Source organism: Pseudoalteromonas tunicata, from assembly GCF_002310815.1.
Taxonomy (GTDB): Bacteria; Pseudomonadota; Gammaproteobacteria; order Enterobacterales; family Alteromonadaceae; genus Pseudoalteromonas; species Pseudoalteromonas tunicata.
In genome coordinates this window covers 1,922,719-1,936,488 of record NZ_CP011032.1, presented here as the reverse complement: position 1 = coordinate 1,936,488, position 13,770 = coordinate 1,922,719, and the positions used below count along the sequence as shown (strand labels likewise).

Here is a 13,770-nt window from a genome sequence, read left to right as displayed (position 1 = left end):
TAGTTCTCAGGCAGTGTTCAATTTACAAAAAGAATGTATAACCGCCAATTATTGCTTCAAAACATAAAATTACAAGTACTATTCGTCTAAGCTGACCACTAATAAGATGAATATTTTGTCATTTAACAGTTTTGCTACAAACATAACGGCATATTAAAAAAGCTGATAAAATGAAGTACTTAATTTTATCAGCTACTAGATTAGTGGGTTGTCAAATCAGATAAAACGATACCCTCTCTTCGAGGATCCGCTCCACCATAATATTTGCCATTAATAACTTCGATACCATGTAAACCAGAGTTCAAATCAACCATTTGTACAGTATGACCAAGTTGCTCAAACGTTGTTTTTGCATCAACAAGAGCTGTGTCTTTTTCAAGAGAAGTGATTTTGTTTCTATTGGTGATTTTGGGTAAATCAATCGCTTGCTGAAGGCTTAATTGCCAATCGAGTACCCCTATAATGGTTTGTGCAACGTAATTAATAATACGACTGCCGCCTGGAGAACCGACAATTAACCGAAGCGAACCATCGGCATTAAACACCATCATCGGTGACATCGAACTACGTGGTCGTTTATTTCCTTCAACACGATTAATCAGAGGTTTACCATTTTTATGTGGTGAAAGCGCAAAATCGGTTAATTGATTATTTAATAAATAACCATTGGTCATCAAGGCCGAACCAAACGCCATTTCAATTGAAGTGGTCATCGAAATAGCATTGCCTTTTGCATCAATGATTGACATATGACTTGTGGATGGCATTTCATACGCATCATCTTTGGCAAAGGCCAGTTTAATATTAGGCTCACCTACCGAAGCTTCACCCATGTCTTTGTCAGTAATTAATTTTGCTCGGGTATTAATATACTCTTTATCAAGTAATCGCATGACATCAAGCGAGACAAAATCTGGATCTCCCAGATAGACATCGCGATCGGCAAAAGCAAGGCGCGATGCTTGAGTAAAATAATGTAATGCCATTACATCATTAGGTTGATATTGCTTTAAGTTTTTTTGCTCAAGAAGACTTAACATTTCAAGCACGGCAATGCCACCGGAACTCGGCGGCCCCATAGAGCATACTTTATACTGATGATATGGCGCACAAACTGGTTCACGCAGTTTTGCTTGGTAGTTATTAACGTCTTGTTCGGTTAATAAACCAGGAGCGACTGCTGAATTCTGAACAGTTTCGGCTAACTTTTTAGCATTATCACCTTGGTAAAAAGCACTGATACCTTCTTTGGCAAGTGTACGATAAAAAGCGGCTAACTCAGGGTTTTTCTTAATTGTGCCCGCTTTTAAGGCTTCTCCATTAGGAAAAAAATAGTCTTTTGTAACAGCTAGCTGATGAACACCTGGGTTAAACTGCTTTTTCAACAACAAAGCTAGTCGAGGTGATACAACAAAACCTTGTTCTGCTAATTCAATGGCAGGTTTAAATAAACTAGCCCATGGCAGTTTTCCATCTTTAGCATGTGCTTTTGCAAGTGCGGCAAGTACACCCGGCACTCCTACAGAGCGCCCACCAACAACCGCTTTTATCCAAGGCACCGCTTTGCCATTATTATCTAAAAATAATTCAGGGGTTGCAGTTGCGGGTGCCGTTTCACGACCATCGTAAGTGATCAGCGTATTTTTTTGCTGATCATAATGGAGAATAAACGCCCCACCACCAATGCCAGATGATTGTGGTTCCACTAAAGTCAGTACTAATTGCACCGCAATTGCTGCATCGACCGCACTACCGCCTTGCTCAAGCATGGCTTGTCCGGCTTTTACTGCATAAGGGTTTGCAGCCGCGACCATGTATTTTTGTCCAATCACAGTTTTTTTAATTTCAAAACCAGTTTTTGCTTCGGGTTCACGATCTTCGCGGACAGGTGTTTGGCTTAATACACTTAGTGGCAGTAACGCGCATAATAAATAAGAACTTAATTTATACATAATAGCGATTCTTGTTGATTGTTAATTGGCATATTAATGCTAAGCAGGCACAATAAGCAAAAAAATTATATGCATATAATAAAAATGTTTAATTTACCTCTTCAAGCTCGATTTGTGGCTGCACCATTGATACTCATCGCATTTTGTTTTGCTATCCAATACTTCAATTTGATTGCATTATTTGAGTACGACCGGGCGCTTATTCTGCAAGGCGAACTCTGGCGCTTAGTGACAGGCCATTTTGCACATTCTAATATTAACCACCTATTACTCAACTGCGCCGGTGTATTTTTAATTTGGGCACTGCATGGTGAATACCGTGAAACCCTTGGTTATTTCACCCAACTGATTATCTTGTCTATTTTATGTAGTATTGGCTTATTTTTGTTTTATCCCGATACCCATCGTTATGTCGGTTTAAGCGGCATTTTACATGGCGTTATTATTTTAGGCGCAATAAAAGATTGTCAGTTAGGTATGCGTTCAGGCTTTGTTTTGTTTTTTGGGGTTTGGCTTAAAATTGCATTTGAGCAGTTTCAAGGCCCAGATGCTGATATTGGACATTTAATAAATGCCCGCGTTGCTATTGAGGCACATTTGCTCGGTGCCCTTGCGGGCTCGTTTTATTTAGCGGTGTGGCTTATACAGTACTTAAAAAAACGCCGTATTTAAAAAATACGGCGGGTTTATTAGCGCTTAATTTAGTTGTTTAAAGCGTTTCTTTAAACAACTTATAAATGCGGCGATATTCATCTAACCAGCTTGAAGGCTGGCGAAAGCCATGCGGTTCAACCGGATAAATTGCCGTCTCGAAGTTTTCTTTTTCAAGTTCAATAAAACGTTGTACCAAACGCACCACATCTTGGAAAAATACATTGTCATCAACCATAGGTGCGTTGATTAATAATCTATCTTCTAACCCTTGGGCAAAATAAATTGGTGAGCTGCGCTCGTATGCAATTGGGTCAACATCTGGGTGATTTAATATGTTTGACGTATAAGGACCATTGTAATGTGCCCAATCACTGACTGGACGAAGTGCCGCACCTGATTGGAATAATTCAGGGCGTGTCATCAATGCCATAAATGTCATAAAACCACCGTAAGAACCACCATAGGTTCCAACCGCGTCCTTATTTACATTCACATTGTCGGCCATCCAATTAATGCCATCGGCTAAATCTTCAATTTCTGGTTTACCCATATGGCGATAAATTGCGGTACGCCAATCACGGCCATACCCTTTTGATGCACGGTAATCCATATCCATCACCACATACCCTTCACTGGCTAATAATGAATGGAACATAAATTCACGGAAATACCCTGACCAACCCAAATGGGAATTTTGTAAATAACCAGCACCGTGGTTAAAAATAACCGCTTTACGGTTTTTACCCGTTTCACCTTCTTTATAATCGGCTGGATAATACACTTTAGCATAAACAGGCTGTGCACCATGGCTTGATGGCACGGCAACTATCTGAGGCGCGATTAATTTAGTTTGTTTAAATTGCTCAGTTACCGTATGCGTTAATTGCATCAGAGGAGATGGTTTTGATGCATCACTAATAAACAACTCTGGTGGATTTAACAGTGTTGAATGCGTGAGTAATAATTTGCTGGCATCTGGGCTTAACTGATAATCAGTCATGCCATTTAAGTCAGTTAAGGCGCTTGATTGGCCAGTTGTTAAATCTAATTGATAGACCTCATAAATACCTGGGTGTTTTTGATTCGCTTTATATAAAATACGATTGTTTTTTGTATCTAAAGTTAAATCAGAGACTACAAACTGCCCTTTTGTTTGCTGCTGTGCTTTTTTTCCGAGTTCTTTAGTGTAGATGTGGCTATAACCCGACTCTTCCGATAAATAATACAGGCTATTGCTGTTCGCTAACCAACCAAAATCATTATAGGTGTAATTAACCCAAGCAGTGTCGTGTAGACGGTGCTGTGAAACGAGTTTATTTTTGTCAAAATCAATCGTGGCAATCCAGCGGTCTTTATTATCCCAGGCTTCAAGCATAATCGCGACATTTTGGCCATTTGATTGCCATTGAATCGCGGTTTGCTCCCAGCCCCAATCACTCATTAAATTAATTTCACGCGGTTTTTTCTCGCTGACATATTTTTTACCCTCACGAGCATAATTTTCAGCTTTTACTGATGCCAGCACATCTTCATCAAAACCAGGTAAGGTTTCATAACTTAGGCTTGTTTGTGACCCAGTGGTTAAATCCAGTAATAGTACGGTTGAGTTGACAGGCTTTTCATCAGCAACACGGCGACGAGCAGGCACGGCATCAATGCCAGCATCACTCGTAATATAGTTAGGCATAATGTCGCTATCATCACGCCATGATTTCTCAGGTGTGATCACTGCTATCATGTATGTGCCAGCTGGAGATAAAGACACTTCAACGAGCTCCATTCCTTTACCTAAATAAAAATCGGCATTAAATGTTGCAGCATTGTTTTGTTTAATTTGCGCTTGGCGATCAGCACGTTGTTTTTTGTTTTCGTGTGTTAATGCGACATAGTTAATTAACTTGTGTTGCTCTTTGGCGATATAACTTGATGGCTCTTCAATGCCTTTTGGCTTATCAGCAAGGTTAAGCTGGGCAAGTTGCTCAGTTAAACCTGTGGTTAAACTCACTTTATAAAAGCCATTACCCTCACGATAAGCAAGTTCACCTGAATTTAAAAATTGTAAGCTGCTGGCTTTAGCTTTACTGCGAGTGACCTGTTTAATTGAATTATTCTTGATGTCTTTAACAAAAATATTGCCTTCAAATACATAGGCATTAAGCTGTTTATCTTCACTAAATACGCTGTTTGCAGCGCCAATTTCATGCAGTTTTGAAAGCTCAACAGGAAGGTTTTGCGCAGTAATTGATAGTTGACGTGAAAAAGTATCGCGTAACTCAGAGCCTAATTGCTTTTGTTGAAAATAAACACTGGCAGAATCTGCGCTCCAGAAACTGCGCTCAGGAGAACGTGCAAACCAATCTGGATGAGCCATAGCTTGCTCAAGCGTTAAACCTGCGCCTGAGGTAGTATTGTTTACAATCACAGGGGCGATAGTAGTTGTTTCTTTGGTGTCTTTCTGAATTACGGTTGTCTGACAGGCCGTCAAGGTCGAAAGGATAGCAAGCGCTATGAGAGACTGTTTTATCATCGGATTACTTATCATCTGTTTAAATTGGTTTTATTAAACAAAACATAGCGATAAATAGCAATTGGATTGAGCACAGATATTTGTTTGTTGGTCTCGTGGGAATAAAAAATGGCCAGTTATAAACTGGCCGAATACTCTGCACTAACAAATGTTGGAGAAATGAACATCAAATAACGGGTTCAAATTAATAGACATTGAGTATTAAGGTTAAGTTCAATTTTTATACTAAAATTTTTTAAAATAATTGCACCAATCCAGATTCACCATGAAAATCACCTACTAACCAAATTTGTTCAAAGGGATGATGCTCAGGAATACGTAAATGATTTTTGATTGCTACAATATCCTCTGCTTGCCAAAGTAGACTCGCGTTACGGATCACCAACCAAACATTGTCACTTTGATAGCGTTTATGCGCTTTATTATGCAATAACCGTTGTAACGCATTTTGCAGACGATTTTCGCTTGGCTCTTGCATCATTTGAGCTATTTCTCGCTGCATTTCAAGTGAAATATCACGACCTAAAATAGCCATGGCTTCAGTTTCTGAGCCATATAAGTGGGCAATCTCCAAATCGAGTTTTTTATCGGCCCGATAGCAACTAACATCGGGTTTACTCGGTTCATTATGCCAAATATGGCGCATTGTTATGTTGGTATCTCGCTCATAGAGCTTCATAAAAAGCGCTGCGGCCTGATGTTCTAATTGAATTTTCTCTTGATGGCTCGTTGCATTTATCATAAGAATTTTTTCGTTAAATTAACCCGTCTAAAATCATAAATAAAATCAGACTACTGACGATACACCATAAAATCAATGCCATTAAAAACGGTTTCGGGCCTACTTGTTTCAGTATGCTAAGGGTCATACCTGAACCAATTAAAAATAACGTCATTACTAAGATTTGTTTGGCACCGCTGCTGAGTATTTGCCAAATACTTTGATACTCTGGAAATAAGCTATTAATGAGTGCAGCAAGTACAAAACCAACAATAAATAAAGGAATACTGGCTTTTTCTTCAGATTTCCAAAATACTCCTGCCAATGCAGTGTAAGGGATGATCCACATCGCTCGTGTCAATTTGATGGTGGTTGCAAGCGTAACCGCCGCTGCACCAAAACTTGCCGATGCTGCAACAACCGAACTGGTATCATGAATAGCAAGAGCGGCCCAATAAGCAAATTGTTGCTCAGTTAAATTTAAATAATGACCAACAGCAGGAAAGATAAACAAAGCCAGCGCATTAAGTGAAAACACAATGGCTAATGCAACAGCAATCTCTTCATCTTTGGCTTTAATCACTGGTGCCATCGCTGCAATGGCAGAGCCGCCACAAATAGCGGTACCAAAAGAAATAAGCAAACCTGTATTTCGCGCTACTTTAAACCACTGCGCAAGAATTTCGCCAAGTCCTATAATTGCAGTAATGCTAACTAACGTGAGAACGATTGAGCTTTTACCAACTTCGAGCACTTGGTTAATATCAACTGAAAAACCCAAACCAATAACCGCGATTTTTAAAGTCCATTTACTTAGCAAGCTTGCTTGTTTTTCAAAGGGATTACCAATTAAAACACTAAATAAAAAACCAAGAATTAGCGCTGTCCCTGAGCCAATCAGTGGCACCAAGCAAAGCAACATAAGGCTCAGATAAGCAGTTTTTTGAACCGTGTTACGATTTAATTGCATATTATTTTAACCATAAAAAAGCCGAGCTAAGCTCGGCTAATTTTTACTGATTTAGCAAGCGCTCAGCAGTTGCTTTAACCCCAGGGTAATCTTCATCAGGCAATATAGCAGCTAAACGTTCAAGCTTGTTAGCAAGTTCATTAGCGCTCGTTGCTGATACATTAATATGACCCATTTTACGACCAGGTTTTTGGCTTTTACCATACCAATGGCTTTTCACATCTGCAATGCGTAAAACCTCAGAGTTGATTTGAGCCTGACCCAGCACATTAATCATTACACTTGGCTTTTGTAATTGCGTATCACCTAACGGTAAGCCCGCAACAGCACGAAGATGGTTCTCAAATTGGCTACATGCTGTCCCTTGCTGCGTCCAATGACCTGAATTATGAACACGTGGCGCAATTTCATTAACCATTAACTGGCCCGCAACATCAAAAAACTCAATCGCCATAACACCGACATAATCCATTTCATTGGTGAGTTTTTTAAACGCATCAATGGCTTGATTTTGCACTGCTGCATCAACAAAACCGGCTAATGAAAGTGTGAGTACACCATTAGTATGTTGATTTTCAGTAACAGGGTAAATTGCAAACTCACCTTGTTTATTTCGCGCACCAATTACCGAGACCTCACGATCAAAGGGGATCATTTTTTCAGCAATAATAGTATGCGGAAAATCCGCAGTACCGCGAGCTAAAAATTCAGCCATTTCCAGCCAAATCTCATCAAGTTGGTTTAATGATTTTAAGCGCCATTGACCTTTGCCATCATAGCCTGCTTGGCACGTTTTAATCACTAGAGGTAAACCGAGTGACTCGGCAGCAGCCACAAAATGCGCTTTTTCAGTAATTAACTGATATGGCGCAGAAGGGACACTGGCTTTATCAAGTAAGGCTTTTTCGATATTGCGATCGCCACCTGCTTTTATTGCAGCTTTGCCGGGATAAAACTTACCGCTCGCGCAGCAAAGTGCTAAGACATCATCAGGAATGTGTTCAAATTCAGCCGTGATCACATCAACAAACGCAATACACTGTTCAAGAGTTTGCGTAAAAGTTGTGAGAGTGAGCGGATGAACAATGGTTTTTGTTCCAACATCATAAGCGCGCACATTTAAATCAAGGGGGGCGCCTTCTAAACTCATCATGCGTGCAAGTTGACCCGCACCTAATACTAATATGTTCATATTAAATCGCTGGATCTGGGTTTGCTAATACTGAATCAGTTTGTTCTTTACGAAATGCTTCGATTTTTGCGAAAATTTCAGGTTGTTGACAACCTAGAATTTGAGCCGCTAATAAACCAGCGTTTGCCGCACCCGGCTCACCAATTGCAAGAGTACCAACCGCTACACCTTTTGGCATTTGGCAAATTGATAATAGCGAATCGATGCCATTAAGTGCTTTTGATTTAACTGGTACGCCAAGCACAGGTAAGCTAGTAAATGCTGCAGCCATGCCTGGTAAATGTGCCGCGCCGCCAGCGCCTGCGATAATCACTTTGATACCACGTTCCGCTGCGCTTGATGCGTACTCAGCTAATAAATGAGGAGTGCGATGTGCAGAAACGACTTTAGTTTCGTATGCTATGCCAAAACGTTCTAACATTTGCGCCGCATGTTCCATGGTAGGCCAGTCAGATTTTGATCCCATGATTATGCCAACAGTCATAAATACTCCTCAGATTTTTGGGGTTAAGATTTCGATACTTAGGGTTAATCGCATATTATACATTGCAATAGATGTTAGTCTAAGTATTGCAACAAAAAAGCCATGCAATGCATGGCTTTTATTAATTTAGAATGGCTTAGACTACTTGAGAGGCTAAATATTCTTCATAAGTGCCTTGGAAATCGATAATGTTGCCATCTTTGATTTCCCAAACACGGGTTGCTATTGATGATACAAATTGACGGTCATGTGATACGAAAAATAACGTGCCTTCAAAATGCTCAAGTGCTGTATTAAGTGACTCGATTGATTCCATATCCATGTGGTTAGTCGGCTCATCCATTAGTAAGATATTATGCTTGTGCATCATTAACTTACCAAACAGCATGCGGCCTTGCTCACCACCAGAAATTACTTTTACAGATTTAGTAATATCGTTTTGTGAAAACAGTAAACGACCTAAGAAACCACGAACAACTTGCTCGTCATCGCCCGGTTGTTGCCATTGTTCCATCCACTGAAATAAAGTTTGATCTTTTTCAAAATCAGCGGCATGGTCTTGCGCATAATAACCAATGTTGGCATTTTCAGACCATTTAAATGAACCGGCTTTTGGTGCTAATTTGCCCGCTAAGGTATTAAGTAATGTGGTTTTACCCGCACCATTCTCACCGATAATGGCAATACGCTCGCCTACTTCAACTAAGCCATTTAAATTACTAAACAAAGTAGTATCAAAACCTTGGCTTAAATTTTCAAGCTCTAAGGCATTACGGAATAATTGTTTTTCTTGGACAAAACGAATAAACGGATTTTGGCGGCTAGATGCTTTTACTTCGTTTAATTGAATTTTATCAATTTGTTTTGCACGTGATGTTGCTTGTTTAGCTTTTGATGCATTAGCAGAGAAACGCGACACGAATTGCTGTAATTCAGTGATTTGTGCTTTTTTCTTAGCATTATCAGATATTAAACGCTCACGTGCTTGTGTGGCTGCAGTCATGTATTCGTCGTAATTACCTGGGTATAATCGCAGATCGTTATAATCGATATCTGCCATGTGAGTACACACAGAATTTAAGAAATGACGGTCATGGGAAATAATTATCATGGTGCAATTACGTTGGTTAAGAATGTCTTCTAACCACTTAATGGCGTAAATGTCCAAGTTATTGGTCGGCTCATCGAGCAGCATGATGTCTGGTTCTGCGAATAAAACTTGTGCAAGCAAAACACGGAGTTTCCAGCCCGGTGCAATTTCAGACATTAAGCCATAATGCTGGGCAACATCGATACCTACGCCAATTAATAACTCACCCGCTTTTGCTTCAGCAGAATAGCCATCCATTTCCGCAAATTCACTTTCAAGATCGGCAACACGCATGCCATCTTCTTCACTCATTTCTGGTAAAGAGTAAATGCGATCACGTTCTTGTTTAACTTGCCATAGTTCTTTATGACCCATGATCACAGTATCAATAACCGTATATTGCTCATACGCAAACTGATCTTGGTTTAGTTTTGCCACACGCTCGTTAGGATCAGTACTGACATTGCCTTGTGATGGCTCAAGCTCGCCGCTTAAAATCTTCATGAAAGTAGATTTACCACATCCATTTGCGCCGATTAAACCATAACGGTTACCTTCACCAAATTTAACTGAAATATTTTCAAATAAAGGCTTAGCACCAAATTGCATGGTGATATTAGCTGTACTAATGATAAGAGTATCCTCCGTCCAATTACGAATTGTGACTTAATCTATAAAAATGGGCTCAATTTTACCGTAAGTCGCGAGCCATTGCTAATGCTAATAGCGGCTTTGATATAAATGAGTTAAGCGTGACTTTAAGATATTTTTATGTGTGATAATTGCAATTAACCCAAAAGGAATTCATTATGCTCGCTATTATTAATCGCTGCTTACATTGTGTTTTGCCCTTTTTTGCATTGGGCACCACTCATCTTAACATTGTGTAACATTCATATCGGGCAAGTCGCTGTGGAAATTAAATACCAACTAAAATCGCTGTCACAAAGACGAAGTGAACCTTTTACCCCAGAAGATAATATTGGCTTTGGGCGTATTCGTACCGACCACATGTTTTTAATGGATTATGATAATGGCCAGTGGTTAAACCCACGTATTATTCCTTATGGCCCATTACCAATTTCACCTGGAGCCATGGCTCTGCATTATGGCCAAGCCATTTTTGAAGGGGCTAAAGCTTTTTTGCATAGCGATGAAGAAATTTATACGTTTCGGTTAGATAAAAATACTGAACGCTTAAATGAATCAGCAAAAATAATGTGTATGCCAGAAGTACCAAAAGAGATGCAGATGCAAGCAATTGAAGCATTGATTGATGTTGAGCGTTTGTGGTTTCCACGCCAAACTGGCGCATGTTTATATATCCGCCCTTTTTTGTTTGCAACAGAAGATAATATCTCGGTTCGCAGCAGCCAAAACTATACCTTTTGTGTGATGTTAAGCCCAAGTGGAGCTTATTACCCAGAAGGTAACAACAATGCGATTTCATTATTAATTTCAAAAACCTATCATCGTGCTGTTTCAGGTGGTACTGGCAGTGCAAAAGCCGCTGGTAATTACGCAGCGTCTTTGCGTGCTGGTATTGCCGCAAAAGAAAAAGGCGCAGCGCAAGTGCTGTATCTTGATTCAACCAATCAGCGTATTGAAGAAGCTGGCGCAATGAATCACTTTCACGTATTAAAAGATGGCAGCATCATTATCCCAGAATTTACCGATACAATTTTAAAATCAATCACATCTCAGTCTGTATTAGCGTTAGGTGAATTGCTTGGTTGTAATATTCGCCAAGAAACGGTTTACCTTGATAAGTTTATTGCTGATATTGAATCAGGTGACATTGTTGAAGCGGGCGGTTTTGGCACTGCTGCTGTAGTTTCGGCTGTGGGTCACTATATTTTTGAAGATGGCACTAAGCTAAAAGTGGGTAATGGTGAAGTGGGCCCGACAACACACAAGTTATATGCTTTATATTCTGCTATTCAAACAGGACAACACCCCGATGAACTTGCTTGGTTAAAACAAGTGCCCCATCGCCTTGCATAATCATTCTTTAAAAGGTTGCTAAATCAGCAACCTTTTTTATTTGTTGATCCTGTTTTATTAGATATCCACAGCTTTTTCGATTTATTACCTGCAACACATTGGTATGATGTGTTCTTTGCATGTGATTACAATTTAAGGTTGTATGTTATTTCTTCATTGTCTATTTTTGTAAATTTAAATTTTTCTAATAAGGTCAGACTTGCAATATTCTCACTGTCACAACGGGCAATTATATTTGTAACAAGAGGAATTGCAGCTTGTGAACGATAATAATCAAGCACTGCTACAAGCGCCTCATTCATAAAACCTAAGTGCCAATAGTCAGGATGTAATTCAAATCCAATCTCGGCTTGTTTCAGTTGATTATTGTAATTATACACACCACAAGAGCCTATAATGGTTTTGTTATATTCAATACACCAACGCCCCCCCTCTTGTTGATACCAAAGCGCTAAATCATTTTGTAAATACGCGCGAAAATCAGCTAAATCATTGAAGGTTGGAATGTCATTGTATTTGCAAACTAATGGGTGTGATAATATGGCCATTAATGCACTGCCATGGCGATGGCTAAGCGGCTTAATATGAAGTCGTTTAGTTACAAAACTAGGTTGGTTTTGAGAGTTAATACAAAACTCCTGATGAATAACATTATTTGTTGTGATGGTAACAGTTCAAGGTATATTTGAGTAGTCTCAAGCCCAAAAGTCCCCCACTACGTTTAGATAATTGGAGAAATAAATGTCTGATAGTTTTAAAGTAATCCCTCCGACGACCACTGTATATTGTCAAGAACGTGGCGAAGGTTGGACACTCACCGGGATCACCAGTATTAATGAGCGAACATCTGTGATGTTTGATGGCACCCGATATACACTCGATGCCAAAGAAGTAATAGAAGTATTACTACCCAACGCCTTGGCCCGGGCTCAACAAAATCAAATATAAATAAATTGTAGAATTAACTGGAACAAAACCTAACTTCCACTATAAATAATGGGTAGGTGATCACCTATTCCAAATGGATCTGTTTCTGAAACTAAAAAAGCGCTGTAATCACAGCGCTTTTCTTTTGGTTTTAATTTAACAATAAGCTTAGCGTAGCGCGTTAATACGCTCTTCAAGTGGCGGATGTGATGAAAAGAAATCAGCCAAACCTTTACCTGAGGCAATACCAAACGCCATCATTGAACCTTGTAATTGTGACGGATGATTAGCTTGTAAACGCTCAAGCGCCGCACGCATCTTATGGGCACCAACTAAATCTGCAGCGCCTTTATCTGCTGCAAACTCACGTTTACGGCTAAAGTATGCAACCACCACAGAAGCTAAAATACCAAACACAATTTGGAAAATCATATCAAAGATAAAATACGTCCACGATGGGCCGCTATTTTCTTCTTCAGAATTACTGTTTAAGAAGTTATCAACAATCCCAGCAAGTACCTTAGAGATAAAGATAACAAAGGTATTCACCACGCCTTGAATAAGCGTTAAGGTTACCATGTCACCATTAGCAATATGTGAAACCTCATGAGCGAGAACCGCTTCGGCTTCATCTGCACTCATACTACGCAATAAACCAGTACTAACAGCAACTAATGAATTATTTTTACTTGGGCCTGTGGCAAATGCATTCATTTCTGGGCTGTCGTAAATTGCGACTTCAGGCATCTTGATATTCGCTTTTTTTGCTTGCGCAGCCACGGTATCAACTAACCATTTTTCAGTTTCGTTACGAGGTTGCTCAATCACATGTGCACCAGTTGATTTTTTGGCCATCCATTTGGACATATATAATGAAATAAATGAGCCACCAAAACCAAATACAGTAGCCACCATTAAGATACCACCCAGACTACGATTATCGATGCCAAACACGCTCATCAAAATCGACAATACAATACCTAGCACAAGCATTACGGCTAAGTTGGTAATTAAAAACAATACAATACGTTTCATATAAACCTCATTAAAATACATTAACTGTTACAACCTACAGTCACAGGCTTTTATTAAAAACTACACTTGAACTTAAATATTGGGATGTTCAGTAAACAAACAAGTGTTTTATACACGATTAATTGTTACAAAATGTCATTCGCTACCACGGTACTCCAATACAGTTATCATATGAGAAGTGTGCAACAGCACGTTGCACGACTCAAGAGAAATA

At 39.5% G+C, this 13,770-nt stretch carries 12 protein-coding genes; 3 read left to right on the top strand and 9 right to left on the bottom strand.

Translation table 11 applies throughout. The annotated features are described in order from the left end of the window. Positions 1-200: 200 nt before the first annotated feature. Positions 201-1,955, bottom strand: coding sequence for a gamma-glutamyltransferase (ggt, locus tag PTUN_RS08805; RefSeq protein ID WP_040644139.1), 1,755 nt, complete (start codon positions 1,953-1,955; stop codon positions 201-203). Between the two features lie 66 nt (positions 1,956-2,021). On the opposite strand from ggt, the gene rrtA reads away from it, so the two are divergent. Then, on the top strand, positions 2,022-2,624 hold the full coding sequence (rrtA, locus tag PTUN_RS08800; protein WP_232285026.1) for a rhombosortase: 603 nt from the start codon (positions 2,022-2,024) through the stop codon (positions 2,622-2,624). 37 nt (positions 2,625-2,661) lie between these two features. On the opposite strand, the gene PTUN_RS08795 is transcribed toward rrtA, so the two are convergent. The 6 genes from PTUN_RS08795 to PTUN_RS08770 form a co-directional block, all read right to left on the bottom strand. After that, entirely contained in the window at positions 2,662-5,148 is a 2,487-nt protein-coding gene (locus PTUN_RS08795) for a S9 family peptidase (RefSeq protein ID WP_198138446.1), read from the bottom strand. A gap of 220 nt (positions 5,149-5,368) precedes the next feature. After that, a complete protein-coding gene (locus PTUN_RS08790; RefSeq protein WP_009839892.1) occupies positions 5,369-5,875 on the bottom strand; it encodes a hypothetical protein in 507 nt (168 codons plus the stop codon). A gap of 13 nt (positions 5,876-5,888) precedes the next feature. Next, entirely contained in the window at positions 5,889-6,824 is a 936-nt protein-coding gene (locus PTUN_RS08785) for a YeiH family protein (RefSeq protein WP_009839891.1), read from the bottom strand. A gap of 43 nt (positions 6,825-6,867) precedes the next feature. Then, the gene (locus tag PTUN_RS08780; RefSeq protein ID WP_009839890.1) at positions 6,868-8,016 is read right to left on the bottom strand and encodes a 5-(carboxyamino)imidazole ribonucleotide synthase; all 1,149 of its coding nucleotides are present in this window, start codon (positions 8,014-8,016) and stop codon (positions 6,868-6,870) included. A 1-nt stretch (position 8,017) separates the two neighbouring features. Next, the gene (gene purE / locus PTUN_RS08775) at positions 8,018-8,500 is read right to left on the bottom strand and encodes a 5-(carboxyamino)imidazole ribonucleotide mutase (protein ID WP_009839889.1); all 483 of its coding nucleotides are present in this window, start codon (positions 8,498-8,500) and stop codon (positions 8,018-8,020) included. A 136-nt stretch (positions 8,501-8,636) separates the two neighbouring features. Continuing rightward, positions 8,637-10,223: an ABC-F family ATPase gene (locus tag PTUN_RS08770; protein WP_040644138.1), complete on the bottom strand. Its 1,587-nt coding sequence runs from the start codon at positions 10,221-10,223 to the stop codon at positions 8,637-8,639. A 279-nt stretch (positions 10,224-10,502) separates the two neighbouring features. On the opposite strand from PTUN_RS08770, the gene PTUN_RS08765 reads away from it, so the two are divergent. Then, positions 10,503-11,594, top strand: a complete 1,092-nt coding sequence (locus PTUN_RS08765) for a branched-chain amino acid aminotransferase (RefSeq protein ID WP_040644137.1) — start codon at positions 10,503-10,505, stop codon at positions 11,592-11,594. A gap of 125 nt (positions 11,595-11,719) precedes the next feature. Here PTUN_RS08765 and PTUN_RS08760 read toward each other — a convergent pair whose 3' ends face one another. Then, positions 11,720-12,178, bottom strand: a complete 459-nt coding sequence (locus PTUN_RS08760; RefSeq protein WP_269725758.1) for a GNAT family N-acetyltransferase — start codon at positions 12,176-12,178, stop codon at positions 11,720-11,722. A 157-nt stretch (positions 12,179-12,335) separates the two neighbouring features. On the opposite strand from PTUN_RS08760, the gene PTUN_RS08755 reads away from it, so the two are divergent. Further along, complete coding sequence (locus tag PTUN_RS08755; protein ID WP_009839884.1) at positions 12,336-12,542, top strand: hypothetical protein; 207 nt, start codon at positions 12,336-12,338, stop codon at positions 12,540-12,542. Positions 12,543-12,689: 147 nt separating this feature from the next. On the opposite strand, the gene htpX is transcribed toward PTUN_RS08755, so the two are convergent. Continuing rightward, positions 12,690-13,556: a protease HtpX gene (gene htpX / locus PTUN_RS08750; RefSeq protein ID WP_040644136.1), complete on the bottom strand. Its 867-nt coding sequence runs from the start codon at positions 13,554-13,556 to the stop codon at positions 12,690-12,692. Positions 13,557-13,770 lie beyond the last annotated feature (214 nt).